Annotated in this window: 18 protein-coding genes and 1 pseudogene; 16 read left to right on the forward strand and 3 right to left on the reverse strand. The window is 65.4% G+C overall.

All coding sequences use genetic code 11. The features are described from left to right. Positions 1–9 precede the first annotated feature (9 nt). On the forward strand, positions 10–1,320 hold the full coding sequence (locus SB756_RS06485; protein WP_341795957.1) for an MFS transporter: 1,311 nt from the start codon (positions 10–12) through the stop codon (positions 1,318–1,320). Here SB756_RS06485 and SB756_RS06490 read toward each other — a convergent pair. Next, a complete protein-coding gene (locus SB756_RS06490) occupies positions 1,305–2,267 on the reverse strand; it encodes a LysR family transcriptional regulator (RefSeq protein WP_019472166.1) in 963 nt (320 codons plus the stop codon). The genes SB756_RS06485 and SB756_RS06490 overlap by 16 nt on opposite strands. 150 nt (positions 2,268–2,417) lie before the next feature. Here SB756_RS06490 and SB756_RS06495 point away from each other — a divergent pair, with 150 nt between their 5' ends. The 3 genes from SB756_RS06495 to SB756_RS06505 are packed head-to-tail and all read left to right on the forward strand — an operon-like array spanning position 2,418 to position 4,447. Beyond that, positions 2,418–3,755, forward strand: a complete 1,338-nt coding sequence (locus tag SB756_RS06495) for a DUF1329 domain-containing protein (protein ID WP_410910459.1) — start codon at positions 2,418–2,420, stop codon at positions 3,753–3,755. 13 nt (positions 3,756–3,768) lie between these two features. Beyond that, positions 3,769–4,155, forward strand: coding sequence for a YidH family protein (locus SB756_RS06500; protein WP_338747061.1), 387 nt, complete (start codon positions 3,769–3,771; stop codon positions 4,153–4,155). Continuing rightward, entirely contained in the window at positions 4,148–4,447 is a 300-nt protein-coding gene (locus tag SB756_RS06505) for a DUF202 domain-containing protein (RefSeq protein WP_341795955.1), read from the forward strand. The genes SB756_RS06500 and SB756_RS06505 overlap by 8 nt, the downstream gene beginning before the upstream one ends. Before the next feature lie 18 nt (positions 4,448–4,465). Here SB756_RS06505 and SB756_RS06510 read toward each other — a convergent pair whose 3' ends face one another. After that, entirely contained in the window at positions 4,466–6,424 is a 1,959-nt protein-coding gene (locus SB756_RS06510) for an alkyl/aryl-sulfatase (protein ID WP_410910460.1), read from the reverse strand. Positions 6,425–6,525: 101 nt separating this feature from the next. Continuing rightward, positions 6,526–7,425: a LysR family transcriptional regulator gene (locus tag SB756_RS06515; RefSeq protein ID WP_341795953.1), complete on the reverse strand. Its 900-nt coding sequence runs from the start codon at positions 7,423–7,425 to the stop codon at positions 6,526–6,528. Between the two features lie 100 nt (positions 7,426–7,525). On the opposite strand from SB756_RS06515, the gene SB756_RS06520 reads away from it, so the two are divergent. The 12 genes and pseudogenes from SB756_RS06520 to SB756_RS06575 all read left to right on the forward strand — a co-directional run bounded on the left by SB756_RS06520 (position 7,526) and on the right by SB756_RS06575 (position 19,260). Beyond that, on the forward strand, positions 7,526–8,764 hold the full coding sequence (locus tag SB756_RS06520; RefSeq protein ID WP_410910461.1) for a 3-hydroxyacyl-CoA dehydrogenase NAD-binding domain-containing protein: 1,239 nt from the start codon (positions 7,526–7,528) through the stop codon (positions 8,762–8,764). After that, positions 8,761–10,548 (forward strand): acyl-CoA dehydrogenase C-terminal domain-containing protein, encoded by a 1,788-nt coding sequence (locus SB756_RS06525; RefSeq protein WP_410910462.1) that lies wholly within the window; start codon positions 8,761–8,763, stop codon positions 10,546–10,548. The genes SB756_RS06520 and SB756_RS06525 overlap by 4 nt, the downstream gene beginning before the upstream one ends. A gap of 43 nt (positions 10,549–10,591) precedes the next feature. Further along, the gene (locus SB756_RS06530; RefSeq protein ID WP_341795950.1) at positions 10,592–11,755 is read left to right on the forward strand and encodes an iron-containing alcohol dehydrogenase; all 1,164 of its coding nucleotides are present in this window, start codon (positions 10,592–10,594) and stop codon (positions 11,753–11,755) included. A gap of 2 nt (positions 11,756–11,757) precedes the next feature. Further along, entirely contained in the window at positions 11,758–12,228 is a 471-nt protein-coding gene (locus SB756_RS06535; protein ID WP_341795949.1) for an acyl-CoA thioesterase, read from the forward strand. 134 nt (positions 12,229–12,362) lie between these two features. Next, positions 12,363–14,216: a DUF1302 domain-containing protein gene (locus SB756_RS06540; protein WP_341795948.1), complete on the forward strand. Its 1,854-nt coding sequence runs from the start codon at positions 12,363–12,365 to the stop codon at positions 14,214–14,216. A gap of 20 nt (positions 14,217–14,236) precedes the next feature. Next, positions 14,237–15,556, forward strand: a complete 1,320-nt coding sequence (locus SB756_RS06545) for a serine hydrolase domain-containing protein (protein ID WP_410910463.1) — start codon at positions 14,237–14,239, stop codon at positions 15,554–15,556. Positions 15,557–15,604: 48 nt separating this feature from the next. After that, entirely contained in the window at positions 15,605–16,156 is a 552-nt protein-coding gene (locus SB756_RS06550; RefSeq protein WP_410910464.1) for a YdeI/OmpD-associated family protein, read from the forward strand. An 83-nt stretch (positions 16,157–16,239) separates the two neighbouring features. Continuing rightward, a complete protein-coding gene (locus SB756_RS06555; RefSeq protein ID WP_410910465.1) occupies positions 16,240–17,064 on the forward strand; it encodes an AraC family transcriptional regulator in 825 nt (274 codons plus the stop codon). A 72-nt stretch (positions 17,065–17,136) separates the two neighbouring features. Then, positions 17,137–17,523: a cupin domain-containing protein gene (locus tag SB756_RS06560; protein ID WP_016486135.1), complete on the forward strand. Its 387-nt coding sequence runs from the start codon at positions 17,137–17,139 to the stop codon at positions 17,521–17,523. Positions 17,524–17,806: 283 nt separating this feature from the next. After that, entirely contained in the window at positions 17,807–18,331 is a 525-nt protein-coding gene (locus SB756_RS06565) for a sigma-70 family RNA polymerase sigma factor (protein ID WP_410910466.1), read from the forward strand. After that, positions 18,328–18,453: pseudogene (locus SB756_RS06570) on the forward strand (FecR/PupR family sigma factor regulator); the annotation flags it as partial. The gene SB756_RS06565 and the pseudogene SB756_RS06570, both read left to right, overlap by 4 nt. A 117-nt stretch (positions 18,454–18,570) precedes the next feature. Continuing rightward, positions 18,571–19,260, forward strand: a complete 690-nt coding sequence (locus SB756_RS06575; RefSeq protein WP_341795945.1) for a FecR family protein — start codon at positions 18,571–18,573, stop codon at positions 19,258–19,260. The last annotated feature ends 19 nt before the right edge of the window (positions 19,261–19,279 follow it).

A 19,279-nucleotide genomic window follows, 5' to 3' on the forward strand; every position in this document is an offset into this window, starting at 1 on the left:
GTACTCGCCATGACTGCGGATTCTTCCCTGCCCAACCCCCGTACTGCCTGGCTGGTGGCGGCGCTGCTGGCCCTGCTGATGCTGGTCAACTTTCTCGACAAGGTGGTGATCGGCCTGGTGGCGGTGCCGATGAGCGCCGAGTTGGGCCTGACGGCCACCCAGTTCGGCCTGATCGGCGGTGCCTTGCACTGGTTTTTCGCGATCTCCGCCGTGGTCGGTGGCTTCATGGCCAACCGGCGCCCCACCCGCACCTTGCTGTTGGGCATGGGCCTGTTCTGGGCGCTGATCCAGCTGCCGATGCTGTTTGCCACCTCACTGTGGGCCATCGTGGCTTGCCGGGTGTTGTTGGGCATCGGCGAGGGGCCGGCATCGCCTGTGGCCACCCATGCGCTGTACAAGTGGTTCCCCAACGATCGGCGCAACCTGCCGGTGGCCCTGCTGCATGCTGGCAGTGCCATGGGGCTGCTGGTGGCCGGTGCGATGATCCCCTGGGTCAGCCTGCATTACGGCTGGCGCAGCAATTTCATCATCCTTGCGCTGATCGGCCTGGTCTGGTGCCTGCTGTGGTGGCGGCTGGGCCAGGAGGGCACCCTGGAGCGCCTGCGCAGCAGCCAGCTCAAGGCCGATGAGCCGGCAATCCCTTATCGCCGGCTGCTGGGCGACGCCAGTGTGCTGGGCAACTACCTGTGCCATTTCGCTGCCAATTGGTCGCTGGCGTTGACCCTGACCTGGGTGCCCAGTTACCTGCAAGTGGGCCTGGGTATCGACCCGCTGCAGACCGGGCGCATCTTCGTCATGTTCGTGGTCGTGACCACACCGCTGAGCTTGCTGCTGGCGTGGTTCTCCCAGCGCCTGATGCGTCGCGGCCTGCCTTCACGGGTGGCACGTGGTGTATTCGTTTCAGTGTGCCTGGTGCTGGGCGGGCTGTTGTCGGCGTCGCTGATCCTGCCCGGGCTGAGCACCGCTGTGCGGGTTGCCGCGCTGACCTTGAGTGGTGGCCTGGCCTTGGTCATGTATTCCGTGGGCCCGGCGATGCTCGCCGAGTTCACCCCAGCGGCCCAGCGCGGCGGCATCCTCGCCATGGGCAACGGCATCGCCTCGCTGGCCGGGCTGGCAGCGCCGGTGGTGACCGGCTTGCTGGTGCAGGGCGCGGGTGCCGAACACCCGGCGGGCTATGCCCAGGGGTTCCTGGTATGCGGCGCGGTGCTGGTGGTGGCCGGGCTAGTCGGCCTGGCCACCTTGAACCCGCAGCGCACCCGACAACGCCTGCGCGAGTCGGCTGCAAGGGACGGGCAGGCGCGCGCTCAGACTGCCAGCTGAACGCCCAGGACGGCCTCCAGCGGTTCGGGCTCTTTGCCGATCAGTTCGCCGCGCCAGCGGCCGCTGTTGACCAGGTCGATCAGCACGCCGCGCACCAGGTCGCGCAGGCAACCGGCGGCGAATGACAAGGGTTTGTGCTGGGAGTGCGCCAAGGCGATGGTGCGGCTGATGCGCGGTTCGACGATGCGCCGCGCCGCCGTGGGTTCGAGCAGTTCGCTCAGCGGCGGCCAGTTGCTGATGGTCGCCGCCAGGCCGGCACGCACCAGGCTGGCGATGCCGGGCGCCGATTGTTGTTCGTAAGCTGCGGTCAATGGCACCCCGGCCTCCATGGCGGCTTGCTCGATGCGCCGGCGCAGGTGCAGCGCGCGGGGCGGCAGCACCAGCCGGGTGGCGGCGGCTTCGGCCAGGGTGATGGTGTCGGGTGTGCCCGCTGCTGATGCGCCGACCCAGTACAGCGCCTCGGTGAAGATCGGCTCGGCCTCGACATGGTCGAGTTCCTCGGCATTGGGCACCACACCGAAGTCCACCTTGCCCAGTTCGATGGCCTGGCCGCCTTCGCGGCTGAGGCCGTCCCACACCGTCAGGGTCACGCCCGGGAAGCGCTGTTCGGCGCGCCTGACGATTTCCGGCAGCAGCAGGTCGGCCGCGGTGGCCGGAATGGAAATGGCCACGTGGCCCTTGGGGTCGCCGCGGCTGGATTTCAGCTCGTCCTTCACCGAGTCCAGTTTCTGCACCACCTGGCGGGCCACCTCGTAAAGCTGGCGTCCGGCATCGGTCAGGGCAATGCCGTCGTGCTGGCGGTCAAGCAGCTGCATTTCCAGTTCACTTTCCAGCAGGCTGATCTGCCTGCTCAGCGCCGGTTGTGCAATGTAGGCGCGGCGTGAAGCCGAGGAGAAGCTGCCGGCTTCGACGATGGCGATCAGGTAGCGGAGCTGTTTCAGGGTCATCGGAGCGGTTCCAAGGGTATGCCGAACTGATATGGCACGTATCCGAACACGTTATTTGTGGCGTTCGAAGCGCGGCTCCTAGTATCACCCCGAAAGGGCGGGCCAAGGCAAGCCCGGCCAGGACAACACAACAACAAGAGGCCAAGCCCGATGAAACCTGTCGCCCTGCTACGCAGTATTCTGCTCATCAACGTCAGCCTGCTGGCCCTGCATGTCGCGGCCACGCCGCTGCTTCCAGACCTGACGCCGGTGGGGGCTGACCGCGGGGCCAGCAGCGACGGCCGCATTCCGGCCTGGCGCGGGGGCCTGCAAGCGGGGCAGGTGTCGCTGGCGGTCAACGGCACGCCGCTGGACCCGTACGCCGATGAGCAGCCGCTGTACGTCATCACGGCGCAGAACTACGGGCAGTACCGTGAGCAACTGACGGCGGGGCAGGTGGCCTTGATCCAGCGCTACCCCAAGACGTTTCGCCTGCCGGTATACCCGTCCCACCGCAGTGTCGCGGTACCGCCTCAGGTGGGCGAATGGGCCCGGCACAATGCTGCCAGCGCTCGCCTGGTCAATGACGGCAACGGCGTGGAAGGCTTTAACGGCGTGCTGGCATTCCCCAGGCCCGACAACGGCCTGCAGGTGCTGTGGAACCACCTCACCCGGCCACGCAACGGCAGTTTCAGCCTGGCTTCGGACAGCATCACACCGCGTGGCGATGGGCGCTTTGCCACGATGAGCCTGCAACAGACGTTTGCCCGTCCCGACGTGCTTGACGATGGCCAGACGGGTAACGTGCTGTACTACCTGAGCTACCGCATGACCGCGCCGTCGCGCCTGGCGGGCGATGCCGTAGTGCTGCACGAAACCCTCGATCAGGTTGCGCAGCCGCGCCTGTCGTGGCTGTACAGCAGCAGCCAGCGGCGGGTGCGGCGCGCCCCGGCGCTGGCCTATGACAGCATCACCCCGGGCACGGCCGGCCTGCGCACCGCCGACAGCCGCGACATGTTCAATGGTGCACCGGACCTCTACCAGTGGACCTTGGTGGGCAAGAAGGCCCTGCACGTGCCGTACAACAGCTATCGCCTGGCATCGCCACTGCTCGGTTATGCCGCGCTGATCGGGCCGGGCCACGTCAACCCGCAACCCACCCGCTACGAGCTGCACCGGGTGTGGGAAGTGGTGGGCACCCTCAAGCCTGGGGCGAAGCATATCTATGCCAGCCGCCGCTATTACCTGGACGAGGACAGCTGGGCCATCGTCGAGGCGGACTTCTTCGATCACCAGGGGCAGTTGTGGCGCACTGCCCAGGCGCACAGCTACTACCACGTCACCGGGCAGGCGCTGGTCAATGCCATGGAGGCGATCTATGACCTGCGCAGTGGCCGCTATCAGCTGTCGGGCCTGACCAACGAGCAGCCAAGGCCGTACGCTTTCGATGTGCGCACCAGTGCTTCGTACTTCTCACCCGGCGCATTGCGCAGCCAAGGGCTGCGCTGACACAGGACCCCCGATGAATTCCGATCACCGTCACAGCCCTTGGGAGCGCTGGTTGCTGGGGCAAGGCAAGGCGCCCGACCCGCGTTTCACCCTGGCCAATGAACGCACCTTTCTTGCCTGGATCCGCACCGCCCTGGCGTTGCTCGGCGGCGCCATCGCCATCGAAACCTTCGCCGCCCATACCTGGCCCACGTCGGGGCGGGTGGCGATGGAGCTGGCGTTGCTGGCCACCAGCTTGCTGGTGAGCCTGGGCGCCGGCTGGCGCTGGCTGGCGGTGGAACGCGCACTGCGCCGCGAGGCGCCATTGCCGCTGCCCCGCCTGGTGCCCCTGCTGAGCGTGGCGTGCGGGCTTGCCTGTGTGGCGCTGGTGGGCCTGCTATGGGCGCGTTGGCATGGCTGAACCCACGGGCGACACCGGGCTGCAGGCCGAACGTACGGTGCTGGCCTGGCGGCGCACGCAGGTGGCATTGCTGCTGGTCGCCTGCCTGGCGTGGCGTGGCGAAATGCCGGTGCTTGCTGGCATGGCGGTGCTGCTGGCACTGCTTGGCCGGGCGCGTGAACGCGGCGTCTACCGCCGTGGTTTGGGCATGCTGCGCCGCGAGCAGGGCCACGCCGCCGCCTGGAGCGTGCCGCTGTGTACGTTGGGGGTGGCGGGCCTGGTGCTGGGCGTGTGGTTGCGCCGCTCGTTCTAGAGCGGCGCTGCGGGTGCTTCAGGGGGTGACGATATTGAAGCGCCCATCCGGCTCGTCCAGCCCGGCCATGAAGCGCATGAACTTCATGCGCTCGCCGCTGATGTTGATGTCCCCAAGGGTCGCTTCCTTGAGAAAGCCGGTCTGCTTCAGGGCGATGCGGTCGAGGGTGGCCTTGCTCATGTTCACCTCGACATCCGCCTGCCCGTGGCGAGTGAGGTCGCGGTGGGTGAGCACACCGTTGCGCAGGGTCAGGGCGTAGTCTTCGTTCAGGTCGGTGAAGTGCCAGTTGATGGTCAGGTCCTGCTCGGCGGCCTTGGCGGCATCCACGCGTACCCCCAGGTAGTCGAAGAACAGCGTCGGGGTCAGGGCGCGCACCAGGTCGTCGGCGCTGCCGCCCTTGCTTGCGGCCGGGGCCACGCCGTTGCGCAGCTCTTGCGCACCGGTCAGGTAGGCGTTGCGCCAGGTGGCGTTCTCGCTCTGGTACCCCAGTTGCTCCAGGGCGTCGGCCTGCAGCTCGCGCGCTGCGCTGTTGTCGGGCTGGGCGAATACCAGGTGCCGGGTGAGCTCGGCAACCCAGCGGTAATCACCGCTGCCGTAGGCCTCACGGGCCAGGGTCAGCACCCGCTCGGCGCCGCCCAGGGCCTTGACGTAATGCGTGCCGGCCTCGCTCGGCGGCAAGGGGTTGAGGGTTGCCGGGTTGCCGTCGTAAAAGCCCATGTAGCGCTGATACACCGCCCGCACGTTGTGGCTGAGCGAGCCGTAGTAGTCGCGGCTGTACCATTTGCTGGCCAGCCGTGGCGGCAAGCTGGTCAGCTCGGCGGCGATCTCGGTGGGGCCAAGGCCGCGGTTGATCAGGCGCAGGGTCTGGCTGTCAATAAAGGCATACATGTCGCGCTGATCGGCCAGGTATTCGCGGATCTGCGCGCCGCCCCAGGTGGGCCAGTGGTGCTGGGCAAACACCACTTCGGCTTGCTGGCCATAGCGCAACAGCGACTGGTCCAGGTAGTGCGCCCACACCTTGGCATCCCGCACCTGGGCGCCGCGCAGGGTCAGCACATTGTGCTGCACGTGGGAGGCGTTTTCGGCCATGCACAAGGCTTTGAACCGGGGGAACCACAGGTTCATTTCAGCAGGTGCTTCGGTGCCAGGTGTGAGCTGGAACTCGATATCGACACCATCGATGCGCAGGGTCTCGAAGGGTTTTTCGATCAGCCGGGTCGGGGCGATCAGGCTGACCGTGGCATTGGCCGGCACTCCCTTGCCCAGGCCGGCATCCACCTGGCCGCGTGGCCCGCGTGGCAACGGCGCGCCGTACATGTACTGCGCACGGCGCTTCATCGCCGGCCCAGCCAGCACGTTTTCGCTGATGGCATGCTCGAAGAACCCCTGCGGGGCGATGACCTGCACCTTGCCCGCCTTGACCTCGGCCTCGTCGATCACCCCACGCACACCGCCGAAGTGATCGACGTGCGGGTGGGTATAGATCACCGCCACCACCGGCCGCTGCGGGCGATGGCGGAAGTACATCGCCAAACCGGCCCGGGCGGTTTCCACCGACAGCAGCGGGTCCATCACGATCAGGCCGCGCTCGCCTTCGATGAGGGTCATGTTGGCCAGGTCCAGGCCGCGCACCTGGTAGATGCCGTCGGTGACCTTGAACAACCCGGCAATGGTATTGAGCTGCGCGATGCGCCACAGGCTCGGGTTGACCGTGGCCGGTGCCTCGCCCGTGAGGAAGGCGTAGCGCTGCAGGTCCCAGACCGTTTTGCCATCAGCATTGACCACGGCCCGGTCGGCGGCTTCAAGCAGGCCGCGGCGGGCATTGTCGAAATCGCTGCGGTCGGCGAAGGGCAGGCGCTGCAACCAATGTTGATTGCTCTGGCGGGTGAGGTCGGTGGCGTCCTTGGCGGGGCCTTCGGCCAGCGCCGCGTAGGGCAGGGCCAGGGCCAGCAGGCAGGGCAGTGTGCGTAGGCGCATGGGGTGGTCCTTGTTGTTCTGAGGGCGAACACTCTAAGGACAGAGCTCATTGGCGAACCAATACCACTCTTGCATGGCCACCCATGCCCAAATGCGATGGCTCAGCTGGCGCCAATCTCCATGATGCGCGCCACCAGCCAGGCCAGTGCCGGGTCGTGCTGGCGGTGGGCAAGGTACACCAGCTCCAGCTGGAAGGGCTGCAGGGCGAACGGCAGGTCCAATACCTGCAGCGGCAGCAGCCGGGCGAAATGGCGCGCCAGTGCGGTGGGCAGCACCACGCACAGGTCGGAGCTTGCGGCCAGGTGCGCGGCCTGCAGGTAATTGGGCGTGGTGTAGACGATGCGACGGGCCAGGCCCTGTTCACCCAGCCACTGGTCAACCATGCCGCGGGTCTGACCGCCGTGCACCCACAGGTGGCGCAGGCCCAGGAAGGCTTGCAGGTCGAGCGCGCCATCCACTTCGGGGTGGCCCTGGCGCACCGCCACGTGCAGGGTTTCGCTGCGCCAGTGGCGCCGCTCGTAGCGCGCGGGCACATCATCGAAGCGCCCCAGCACCAGGTCGAGTTCGCCTCGGTCCAGGGCTTCGGCCGGCAGGTTGGGCGTCAGGTGCAGCACGTCCACGCGCAAATGTGGCGCGTGGGTCTGCAAGGTGGCCAGCAACCCGGGCATGCACAGCTGCTCGGCGAAGTCGGTGAGGGCGATACGCAACTGGCGGTGGCTGAGCTGCGGGTCGAAGCTGTCGCCGGCGCCGAGGGTCTGCTCGATCTGTTGCAGCGCCGCGCGGATCGGGCCTTCCAGGGCCAGGGCGCGCGGGGTGGGGCGCATGCGCCGGCCCACGCGCACCAGCAGCGGGTCGCCGAGCAGGTCGCGCAGGCGCGCCAAGGCATTGCTCACCGTCGGCTGGGTCAGGGCCAGGCGCTCGGCGGCGCGGGAAACGTTCTGTTCACGTAGCAGCATGTCCAGTACGCGCAGCAGGTTGAGGTCGAAGTTGGCTATATTCATGCAAAAAATACATGGGATGGAAAATGAGAATTTCAAAAATAGTAGGCGCCTGACTAGGGTGAGGGCAATGCCTTCATAACAGTCATCAGGAGCGTCACCCGTGAGTACTCCCTATAACATTCAGCAGGCGGCGGTGATTGGTGCCGGCACCATGGGCCGCGGCATAGTCATCAGCCTGGCCCGTGCAGGCCTACCGGTGCTGTGGCTGGATAACGACCCGCGTGCTACCGAAGCCGGCCTGGCGGTGCTTGCGCAGACCTGGGCACAGCAGGTGGCCAAGGGGCGTATTGACCAGGCCGGGGCCGACGCCTGCCTGGCGCGGGTGCGCCAGGTTACGGCCTATGCCGACCTCGCCGAAGCCGACCTGGTGATTGAAGCGGTGTACGAGAACCTGGCGCTCAAGCAGGACATCTTCCGCACCCTGGACAGCACGCTCAAAGCCGAAGCCATCCTGGCCAGCAACACTTCGGCACTGGACATCGATGCCATCGCTGCCGTGACCCGTCGGCCCGAACAGGTACTGGGGCTGCATTTTTTCAGCCCGGCCCATGTGATGAAGTTATTGGAAGTGGTGCGCGGGGAGCGCACCTCGCCCGCAGTGCTCGATGCGGCCCAGGCCCTGGGGCAGCGCATGGGCAAGGAAGTGGTGGTGGCCGGCAACTGCCCGGGCTTCATCGGCAACCGAATGCTCGCCACTTACGCGGCCGAGGCGCGCAAGCTGCTGCTTGAAGGCGCCACGCCGCGGCAGGTGGACGAGGCGCTGCAGGCATTCGGCATGGCCATGGGCCCGTTCCGCATGTATGACGTGGTGGGCGTCGACCTGGAATGGCGGGCGCGCCAGCTGGCCGGCAAAGCCATGGATGCGCCTCTGGTGCAGGTCGACAATGCCCTGTGCGCGCTGGGGCGTTTCGGGCAAAAAGCCGGCCACGGCTACTACCGTTACGCCCCCGGCAGCCGCGAGGCCATGCACGACCCCGAGGTCGATGCACTGGTGCTCAAGGTCGCCCAGGACCTGGGCGTGCGCCGGCGGGTGATCGACGACGAGGAAATCCGTGAGCGCTGCCTGCTGGCGCTGGTCAACGAAGGGGCGAAGATTCTCGAGACGTCGGTGGCCAGCTGCAGCGCCGACATCGACCGGGTGTACCTGCATGGCTATGGCTTCCCGGCAGAGGTCGGTGGGCCGATGCGCTGGGCCGACCAGCAGGGGTTGAGCCTGCTGTTGGCGCGGCTGGAACGCCTGCAAGGCCTGTTCGGCGAACATTGGCGCCCGGCCGGCCTGCTGATGCGCCTGGTGGCTGGGGGCAAGCAGCTGGCCGATGTGCGCGAGGGCCGCGCATGAGCTACCGAGCCCCCCTGCGTGACATGCACTTCGTCCTGCACGAACTGTTCGATGTGACGGCGCACTGTGCCCGCCTGGGCAACGAGCTGGATCGCGAAACCATTGATGGCATCCTCGAACAAGGCGCGCGGTTTGCCGGCGAGGTGGTTGCGCCGCTTAACCGCCAGGGCGATGAGCAGGGCTGCCGCCTGGAGCAAGGCGCTGTGTGCACCCCCGATGGCTTTCGCCGGGCCTACCGGCAATATGTGCAGCAGGGCTGGGGTAGCATGACCGGCCCCGTGGAGCACGATGGCCAGGGGCTGCCGCAAATGGTCGCGGCGTGCTTTCACGAAATGCTGATGGGCGCGTCCCTGTCGTTTCGGATCTATTCCGGCCTGACCGAGGGCGCCGTGCTGGCCTTGCATCGGCATGGCAGCGCAGCGCTCAAGCGCGATTACCTCGGCAAGCTGGTCAGCGGCGAATGGGCCGGCACCATGTGCCTGACCGAGCCACAGGCCGGCACCGACCTCGCGCTGCTGCGCACCCGCGCCGAGCCGCAAGGCGATGGCAGCTACCGCATCAGCGGCAGCAAGATCTTCATCAGCGGCGGCGACCAGGACCTGACCGACAACATCGTCCACCTGGTGCTGGCGCGCCTGCCGGATGCGCCGGCCGGTGTGCGTGGCATCAGCCTGTTCCTGGTGCCCAAGTTCGAATGCACCGGTAGCGGTGGGCTAGGCGCGCGCAACGCCGTCGAATGCGGTGCGCTCGAGCACAAGATGGGCATCAAGGGTGCAGCGACCTGCGTGATGAACTTCGAGGGCGCCCGCGGCTGGCTGGTGGGGGAGGCTAACCAGGGCCTGGCCTGCATGTTCACCATGATGAACGATGCGCGGTTTCAGGTTGGCCTGCAGGGGCTGGGCATCGCCGAGGCGGCCTTCCAGGGTGGCCTGGCCTATGCCCGCGAGCGCTTGCAGTCGCGCAGCCTGGCTGGGCCGATGGCACCCGAGCGCAATGCCGACCCGATCATCTGCCACCCGGACGTGCGGCGCATGCTGCTGACCCAGAAAACCCTCAGCGAGGGCTGCCGCATGCTGGCGGCCTTTGCAGCGCAAGCACTGGATCAGGAGCACGGTGCCCCGCAGCCAGACGTGCAAGCGGCCGCCGGGCGCCGGGCGGCGTTGCTGATCCCCATTGTCAAAGCCTTCCTCACCGATGTCGGCCAGGAGGTCGCCAGCCTGGGGGTGCAGCTGTACGGGGGGCATGGCTATATCCGCGAATGGGGCATGGAGCAGCTGATGCGCGACAGCCGTATCACCCAGTTGTACGAAGGCACCAACGGCATCCAGGCGTTGGACCTGATCCGCCGCAAGGTGCTTGGCGATGGTGGCGAGCAGTTGCGCCTGCTCATCGATGAGTTGCTCGAAGCGGCTCGCGGCTGCGCTGCCGACGAGCTGGCCGGGATGGCCCAGGTGGTCGTCCAGCGCCTGCAGGAATGGCGCAACCTGAGCGCCGAGGTGGTCGATGCCTGCCGCTGTGACCCGCAGGAAATCGGCGCAGTGTCGGTCGACTTCCTTGCCTACTCGGGCTACGTGCTGCTGGCCGCGCTGTGGCTGCGCGCTGGCGTAACGGCCAGCGCGGCACTGGCCGCAGGCAGCGCAGACAGTGCCTTCTACCAAGCCAAGCTGCACGCCGCAGGCTTCTACTGGCGGCGGGTATTGCCGCGCGCAAATGCCCACTGCGAGGCGTTGCGCGGCGGCGCACAGTGCCTGATGAGCCTGGATGAAGCGCACTTCGCCTTTTGACTCTGCCCAGCTGTTCACCCACAACAACAAGAGGAACATGAGCATGCAGCCTTTCAGTTTTGCCACCACCCCTCATCTGCTGTGCGAACCCGGTGCCGCCGGGCGCCTGGCGCAGCTGTGCCAGCAACGCGGCGTGCGCCGTGTGCTGATCGTGACCGACCCGGGCATTGTCAACCTGGGCATGCTCGATGATTTACTGCCAGGGTTCACCCAGGCTCACCTGAGCGTGGCGATCTTCGGTGAGGTCAGCGCCGACCCCAGCCATGCCTGCGTGCTGGCCGCGGTGGGCCGGGCGCGGCATATCGGCGCCGAGCTGATCGTAGGTTTCGGTGGCGGCAGCTCCATGGATGTCGCCAAGCTGGTGGCGCTGCTGGCACACCCCGCCTGTGACCAGACCCTGGAGGCGGTCTATGGCATCGACCAGGCCAAGGGCCAGCGCCTGCCACTGATCCAGGTGCCGACCACCGCCGGGACCGGCTCCGAGGTCACCCCGGTCGCCGTGATCACCACCGGCGAGGCGGCCAAGATGGCGGTCATTTCGCCGCTGTTGCTGCCTGACCTGGCGCTGCTCGACGCCGAGCGCACCCTGGGCCTGCCACCGGCGATCACTGCGGCCACCGGTATCGATGCCATGGTCCATGCCATCGAGGCCACCACCAGCCGGTTCAAGCGCAACCCGGTGTCCAGCCTGTTGGCCCGCGAAGCGTTGGGGCTGCTGGCCGGCAACCTCGACCAGGCGGTACACAACGGTGGCAACCTGGCGGCGCGCCAGGCCATGCTGCTGGGCGCCTGCCTGGCCGGGCAGGCATTTGCCAACGCGCCGGTGGCGGCGGTGCATGCGCTGGCTTACCCGCTGGGGGCGCGCTACCACGTGCCGCACGGGCTGGCCAATGCGCTGGTGCTGCCCCACGTGATGCGCTTCAACCGGCGCGAGGCGTTCGCCGACTATGCGGCATTGGCGCCGGCACTGCTGGGCGAGCGCCTGGTGCCTGGCGACCCCCATGACCTGTGCAGCCAGTTCATCGATGAGCTTGCGCAGCTCGCGCCACGCTGCGGCCTGCCCAGCCGGCTGCGTGATGTCGGTGTACCGCGGCACAGCCTGCCGCTGCTGGCCGAGGATGCCCTGCAACAGCAACGGCTGCTGGTCAACAACCCGCGCAAGGTCACCCTTGCCGATGCCTTGGCCCTCTACCAGGCGGCGTTCTGACCATGGCCAGGGAGCGCCCGCTGCGCGGCGCCTACCGCCACTTCCAGCCGATCACCACGCGCTGGCATGACAACGACGTGTATGGGCATGTGAACAACGTCGTCTATTACGGGTTTTTCGACAGTGCCGTGAATACCTGGCTGATCGAACATGCCGGCCTGGATATCCACCACGACCCGGTGGTGGCCTACGTGGCCGGGTCCGCCTGCGACTATTTTGCCGCCGTTGCCTTCCCGCAACGCATCGAAGTGGGCATCGCCGTGGAGCGTCTGGGCAACAGTTCGGTGCACTACACGCTGGCCGTGTTCGTCGAGGGCGAACCTGAAGCCTGCGCGGCCGGCCGTTTCACCCACGTTTTCGTCGACCGTCGCGACAACCGCCCGGTCGCCATCCCCGCCAGGCTGCGCAGCGCTCTCGGCAGCCTGATCGCGTCGCCCGACCCATCCAGCCATAACGAACCGGCATGGCATTGATCCGAAGACGCTATTTGTGAGGGGCGTTCAACCTGCCTGATACTTCTGGTCACCGACACCGCCGGCCTGGGCGGCCGGCGCGTCCGCGCTGAACCCATCATTTCCCTCTCTAATAAAACAACAAGAGGTTAAGAGTGAGCGCAACCCTACTTTTCTGCCGGCGCCGCGCGCCGCTGGCGGCACTGTGCTGCCTGCTCGCCACCCCGGTGGCGGGCGTGCAATTCGACGTTGGCCCGTTACAGGGGCGTTTCGACTCGGCCCTGTCGTTCGGCAGCGCAGTCAGCACCGCCAACCCCGACAAACAGCAGTTGCAGGCGGCCAATGGCAACGACGGGCGACGCAACTACCGGGCGGGCGATGTGTTCTCGGCGATCTTCAAAGGCACCCACGACCTGGAGCTGCGGCGCGACAACCTCGGTGTGTTCCTGCGCGGCAGCTACTGGTACGACACCGCGCAGCGTGACCACAGCCAGCGCGCAGTCGATATCGACGACCACGATCGCCAGGTATCGGCGAAAACCGCAGGCGCGGAGCTGCTCGATGCCTTCGCCTATGCCCTCTACGACATCGACGGCGAGCCCGGTTCGCTGCGCCTGGGCAAACAGGTGGTCAATTGGGGGGAAAGCCTGTTCATCCAGGGCGGGCTGAACGTGATCAACCCTTTCAACCAGGCGGCGCTGCGTCGGCCAGGCTCCGAGGTGAAAGACGCCCTGGCGCCGGTCAACCTGGTGTATGTCACGCAAAACCTCAACCAGGCGCTGTCTTTCGACGCCTTTTACCAGCTGGACTGGGAACAGGCCCGGCTGGACAACTGCGCAACGTTCTTTTCCGGCAACGACTTCATGCCCGAGGGCTGCCGGGGCCTGGATGTCGGCGGGCAGATGGTCACCAACCCGGCCGTTTCGCAGGCCCTGGCCCCGTTCGGTGTGACGCTGACGGAGGAGGGCGTGCGGGTGCCCCGGGGCGCCGACCAGGATCCGCGCAATGGCGGCCAATGGGGTTTTTCGCTGCACTGGTACGTCGAACGGCTGGATACCGAGTTCGGCCTGTTCGCCGCCAACTACCACAGCCGCTCCCCCTACCTGGGCACGGTCAGCAGCCGCTACTACGCCAATACGGGTTTTGCCAGGGAGCTGTGCGGCAATGTCGGTGTGGCGCTGGCCAACTGCGGCGCCTTCCTGGCTTCCAGCAACGGGCAGACCCTGGCCGGTGCATTGCGCATGGGCACTTCCCGATACCAGGCGCAATACCCGGAGGACATCCGCCTGTACGGCCTCACCTTCGCCACCACCCTGCGCAACGGTACCGCCGTGCAAGGGGAGGTGAGCTATCGGCCGAACATGCCGGTACAACTCAACGGCAACGATGTGTTGCAGTCGTTGCTCAATGCCCCCGGCCGCAGCCCGCTGAACGCCGATGGTCTGCGCCCGGCAACCGACAGCACGCCGTTCGACGGTTACCGGCGCAAGCAGGTTACCCAGGCCCAGGTGTCGGCCGTGCAGGCGTTCAGCCAGGTCATGGGCGCCAACCAGCTGCTGCTGATGGGCGAGGTGGGCGCCACCTATGTCGGTGGGCTGGAGGGGCGTTTCGGGGCCCGGTATGGCCGCTCCGGTGCCTATGGCAACGGCGAACTGGCCGACAACAGCCTGTGCCTGGCGATTTCGAAAAGCCCGGGCGACTGCAACGGCGAGGGTTTTGTCACGCCTTTCTCGTGGGGGTACCGGCTGCGCGCGACCTGGAGCTACCCGAACCTTGTCCAGGGCCTGGACATTCGCCCCAGCCTGGCCTGGGCCCATGACGTCAAAGGCTACTCACCCGCTGACGGCTCGGCCTTCAACGAAGGCTCGCGCTCCATCAGCCTGGGCGTGGACGTCAGCTTGGCCACTCAGTACTGGGCAAGCCTGGCCTACACCGATTACCTCGACGGCGATTACGGCACCCGCGGCGACCGCGATTATGTCGCGTTCAGTGTGGGTGCCAATTTCTAGTACAACCAAGGAGCAAGACAATGTCCAAGCGCAGCATGCAGCCATCATCCGCCAACCTGCCCGGCATCGCCCTGATACTGGCCGGTGCGCTGGCACCAGGGCTGGCGGTCGGGGCACCGACCGGGCAGGGCGTGATGCAGGGGTTCCCACCAGCACCGGAATTGCGCGTCAACCAGGCCAACGCCTTTCAGCCACCGTACTTGCGCTGGTCCATGCGCCACGCCCGCGAGGTGTCGCCCACCCGTGGCATCGGCCGCGCGGCCACACCGCTGGTTTTGGCCGAAGGCAGCGCGGCGGCGCTCGACCAACTGGCCTTCAGCGCCGGCGACCAGCCGTTGACCCTGGCCGGTTACCTTCAGCAAACCAGCACCGACGGCTTGATCGTGCTGCATCAGGGCAAGGTGGTGTATGAGCATTATCTGGAAGGGTTCCAACCCGGCCAGGCGCATATCTGGGCGTCAATGACCAAGTCGGTCACCGGCCTGATCGCCGCCCAGTTGATCGCCGAGGGTGCGCTGGACCCGCAGCGCACACTGGCGCATTACGTGCCGGAACTGCGCGGCACGCCGTTCGGCGAGGCGACGGTGCAGGCCAACCTGGACATGCAGGTGGCGGTGGAGTACCCACCACAGATGCCGCCGGACCTCGGCCTGTTTGCCGCCACCGGCCTGATACCGCGGCGCGAGGGCATGCCAGGGGATATCTACAGCTTCCTCCAGCAGGTGCAGCAGGCGCCGCACGCGGGTAGCCAGGCGCCGTTCTTCTACCAGAACGGCTCACCGGAAGCGCTGGCATGGGCGTTGCGGCGCATCACCGGGCTCAACTGGGCGCAACTGGTCGAGCAGCGCTTGTGGTCACGCTTCGCCGAGGACGATGCCTACGTGCAGGTCGACCCGCTGGGCACCGAAATGGCCAGTGGCGGCATCAGCTGCAACCTGCGTGACACCGCCCGCTTCGCCGAGCTGGTGCGCCGCGAACTGGCCCGTGATGCCAAAGGCGACAGCTTCAACCAGGCGGTGCACAGCACATTCCAGCCTGCGGACCCGGCGGTGTTCGCCCAAGGCAACCTCGGCCCTGGCCGCCCGGGTTACGGCTACCGCAATTACTGGTACCAGAAGAACGACGGTGACGGTTCGGTCGAGGCCAGTGGGCGCTTCGGTCAGAAAATCTATATCAACCCCCGCCGCGAAGTGGTGATCGTGAAGCTGTCAGCAACGGCCGATCAGGCCCGGCGCGCCACCCGTGCCGACGGCGAGGTAAAAGCCCCTGCGCGCGTCGTCGACTCGCCCGCTGCGTTCAACAGCATGGTGGGTGCGGTGCTGGCGGCCTTGCCGGGTTAAAGTGTCTTTACTGCAATTGAACCTGGCATCGTGACTGGAGGCGTTGCAATGACAAAGACCGTTGTGAAATCCCGCTTCGAAGCAACGCTTCTTCGTCCGGCAAACCCTGGGAATGATCCGTCATGGGCCTTCGTGGTCCTGCCAAAAGAGGCAAGTGCACGGCTTCCCAGGCGAGGAAGGACCACAGTTGAAGGCACAATGAATGGATACCCTTTCCAGGCAACCCTTGAACCGGATGGTCAACTGAGCCATTGGCTGCAGATCAGCGCTGCGTTACTAGAAGCTGCAAATGCGGCCATTGGGGACATCGTTGAACTGGAGTTGACCCCGGTCAAGAAAGAGCCCGAACCTGACATCCCCCCCGATTTTCAGGAGGCACTGGCAGCCACGCCTGAGGCGCGTCTGGTCTGGACCAATACGACGACCCTCGCACGAGTAGACTGGATACACTGGATCACGTCAGCCAAGCAGGCCCACACGCGGGCAAAACGAATAGCCAACGCATGCGATATGCTTGCCTCCGGCAAGAAGCACGTTTGCTGTTTCGACCCGTCTGGTTACTACAGCAAGGCCTTGCGTGCGCCTGAGGCGCAAGATTGATAAATGCCGCCGCAGGTGGAAATCCTGAAGCACCAAGGGTCAAGCACCCCATCCAACATGGCTCGATAGCGGCAAGCATACTCATGGATCGAAAAGCAAACCCGTCATCCACTGCTGATTGGGTCATACGCAGCACTACGCCTGGCAGCGTGGAGCGTATCGAAGCCTGGTTTGGTGGCCATGGCTACGACCCGCATCGTCACGACACGTACTCGATAGGCCGTACCCTTGCCGGTGTTCAGAGCTTTCACTACAAGGGGGCGCTGTGCCACGGCGTGCCAGGCAACACACTGGTGCTGCACCCGGATGAAGTACATGACGGCATGGCCGGCACGGAGGTGGGCTTTCGCTACCGGATGGCCTATATCGACCCGTCGTTGATCCAGAACGTGCTCGGGGGCGAACCGTTGCCTTTCATCGCTGGCGGGCTCTCTTGCGACCCCCGTTTGTATCGCGCCAGCGAGGCGTTCGTACAAGCCTTGGACCATCCTCTGGAAACACTGGAGGAGCAGGACGCCGTGTATGACCTGGCAATGGCGCTGCGTGCCGTGGGCGGTAAGCCACGTGGCCGCAAACGTCTGGATTACCGCAGCGCCGAGCGAGCCAGAGCGTTCATCATGGAGCATCTGCACGCAGGCATCACGCTGGAGAGGCTCGAACAGGCCAGCGGGCGTGAGCAATGGAGCTTGTCGCGGGACTTTCGCGCCCTGTACGGCACCAGCCCTTACCGGTTTGTCACGCTACGGCGCCTGGATTGTTTTCGCAGGCTGATCCTGGATGGCTTCACCCTGGTCGATGCCGCCCTCGCCGCAGGGTTTCACGATCAAAGCCACATGACCCGGCACTTCACTCGCACCTACGGCGTGCCGCCCCTGCGTTGGCTGGAACGCTTGCGTGCTTCTCGCTGAGGTGCAGGATCGTGCAAGAAAGGCGTGTTTCCCATTCGATAGGCTGGTCGCTCCAACTAGAGAGGATCTGCCATGTCCGGCATACATCAGCAATGCGTACCGCAACCTGTGAACCTGACTCAAAAAGCTTCGCTTATCGAGCAGCAGTGGAGTCCACGGGTGGTCGCGGAAATGAACGACTACCAATTCAAGGTGGTTCGCATCGAAGGTGAATTCATTTGGCACTCGCACCCCGAGACCGATGAAGCGTTTCTGGTACTCGAAGGCCTCTTGCGCATCGATCTCCCAGAGGGCTGCGTGCATGTGAAGCCGGGCGAGCTGTATGTGGTGCCGCGTGGTGTAGAGCACAGAACAGCAGCAGAGACGGAGACGAAACTCATGATGATCGAGCCGCGAGGCGTGTTGAATACCGGTCATGAAGGCGGGGAGCGAACGGCTGTGAATGACGTTTGGATCTGAGTTGACGTCTGTAATATTGGCTAGCTGCCTTCAGGTCTGAAGCGGACACCTATCCGGCATGGAGGGGCCGCTTCGCGATCGACCGCTTTCGACCCATAGCGGACGTTCTGCCACCAATGCTAGGTAAATTATTAATCTCTATGAGCTGAGGGCGAACATTTGCGTGCACAAGGATGTATAGCGGGTAGTTGATCAGCCGCTTGAGAGTGCCCCCAAGAACCTCGTATCATTGCGAATGATTAACACCTGCACTTTATTCTGATCACGGAAGCGAGGAGCCATCGTGTTGCCTTCCCCTGCTATCGCACCTGAAACACGCGAGCGTATCGCTGGTCTTTACCGTGATCATCACCTCTGGCTTCTTAGTTGGCTGCAACGGCGGCATCACTTCGGTGACCAGGCCTCCGACGTCGCACAGGACACCTTCTTGCATGCGATTCTGCGCCCGCAGCAGATTGCCGGGTTGCGACAACCCAGGGCTTGGTTGAGCAGCGTAGCGAGAGGGCTATTGATCGACCGCTATCGCCGGCAAAAGCTTGAGGCCGCCTATCTGCAGGCGCTGGCGCAGTTGCCTGAGGCTGAAGTGCCCTGTGCTGAGCGACAACTGATGCTGTTGGAGACGCTGATGCAGATCGACGCCATGCTTGACGGCCTTGGACCGAAGGTACGCATGGCGTTTCTGCTGTCGCGCCTGGAGGGGCTCAACTACCAAGAGATTGCCGTCCGCCTGGAGGTCAGCCTGAGCAGTGTTGAGAAGTACATGGCCAAGGCCATTCGTCACTGCTACCAGCTCACACTCGAAACATGACAGACAAGGTCCTCGATCAAGCCATCGACTGGCTGGTGAAACTCGAGTCCTCACAACACGCTCCGAGCGTGAGTGCAGCGTGCATGGCTTGGCGTCAGGCGGATCCAAGGCATGAGGCACGCTGGCAAGCCCTGCTGGAGGCTCAAGCCTGTTTCCCACTCGCGCGAGAGTTACCGCCTGGTGTCGCAATCACTACATTGGGTAATCAGGGGCGCCGCACGGCAATCAAGGCGCTCGGCTTGGGCCTTCTTGGCCTGGGCATGGCGGGTGGTGCCTTGCAGCAGTCGCCGTGGCGCACCAGTTTCGCCGATTACAGCACCAACACCGGCGAGCGGCTCCGCTTCGTACTGGCCGACGGCAGTACGGTGCAACTCGACAGCAGGAGTGCCGTGGATGTAAGGCTCGATTCGCGCGAGCGCCGAATCACACTGCGAGAAGGACAGGCGTACGTACAAACGGCCCTCGGCGCGTTGCAGCGCCCGCTATGCGTAACTACGGCGCAAGGGCGCTATGAGACTACCGACGCAGCCTTTAGCCTTTGCCAGGAAAACGGCTACACGCGGTTGACCGTTGACCAGGGCAGTGTTGCCGTTCTGTTTCCGGGCCAGGCGTCAGCACAGGCGCATGCCGGGCAGCAATGGCGCATCGACAGGGCCGGCCCCCAACTTGTCGAGCGGCCGACTTTCGAGGGCTCTGCCTGGGTTCGTGGCGTGTTGATCACCCAGGACATGCTCCTGCCAGACCTGGTCGAGCAGTTGGCTCGCCAACGTGTAGGCTGGGTGGGTTGTGACCCTGCCGTGGCTGGGCTGAAGATCTCTGGCGTATTTCAGCTCGACGATACAGACAATGCCCTGCGCACCCTGACCCACACGCTGCCTGTACGCCTGGTCTGGCGTACGTCGTTGTGGGTACGCATCGTTCCCGCCTGAAAAAAATGCCGGGTTATTT

Origin of the sequence: Pseudomonas sp. SIMBA_068 (genome assembly GCF_046534705.1) — a bacterium.
GTDB lineage: Bacteria > Pseudomonadota > Gammaproteobacteria > Pseudomonadales > Pseudomonadaceae > Aquipseudomonas > Aquipseudomonas putida.

Coding starts and splice junctions, on each gene's coding strand:
- SB756_RS06485 (WP_341795957.1), top strand. CDS start 10: ATGACTGCGGATTCTTCCCTGCCCAACCCCCGTACTGCCTGGCTGGTG.
- SB756_RS06490 (WP_019472166.1), bottom strand. CDS start 2,267: ATGACCCTGAAACAGCTCCGCTACCTGATCGCCATCGTCGAAGCCGGC.
- SB756_RS06495 (WP_410910459.1), top strand. CDS start 2,418: ATGAAACCTGTCGCCCTGCTACGCAGTATTCTGCTCATCAACGTCAGC.
- SB756_RS06500 (WP_338747061.1), top strand. CDS start 3,769: ATGAATTCCGATCACCGTCACAGCCCTTGGGAGCGCTGGTTGCTGGGG.
- SB756_RS06505 (WP_341795955.1), top strand. CDS start 4,148: ATGGCTGAACCCACGGGCGACACCGGGCTGCAGGCCGAACGTACGGTG.
- SB756_RS06510 (WP_410910460.1), bottom strand. CDS start 6,424: ATGCGCCTACGCACACTGCCCTGCCTGCTGGCCCTGGCCCTGCCCTAC.
- SB756_RS06515 (WP_341795953.1), bottom strand. CDS start 7,425: ATGAATATAGCCAACTTCGACCTCAACCTGCTGCGCGTACTGGACATG.
- SB756_RS06525 (WP_410910462.1), top strand. CDS start 8,761: ATGAGCTACCGAGCCCCCCTGCGTGACATGCACTTCGTCCTGCACGAA.
- SB756_RS06530 (WP_341795950.1), top strand. CDS start 10,592: ATGCAGCCTTTCAGTTTTGCCACCACCCCTCATCTGCTGTGCGAACCC.
- SB756_RS06535 (WP_341795949.1), top strand. CDS start 11,758: ATGGCCAGGGAGCGCCCGCTGCGCGGCGCCTACCGCCACTTCCAGCCG.
- SB756_RS06545 (WP_410910463.1), top strand. CDS start 14,237: ATGTCCAAGCGCAGCATGCAGCCATCATCCGCCAACCTGCCCGGCATC.
- SB756_RS06550 (WP_410910464.1), top strand. CDS start 15,605: ATGACAAAGACCGTTGTGAAATCCCGCTTCGAAGCAACGCTTCTTCGT.
- SB756_RS06555 (WP_410910465.1), top strand. CDS start 16,240: ATGGATCGAAAAGCAAACCCGTCATCCACTGCTGATTGGGTCATACGC.
- SB756_RS06560 (WP_016486135.1), top strand. CDS start 17,137: ATGTCCGGCATACATCAGCAATGCGTACCGCAACCTGTGAACCTGACT.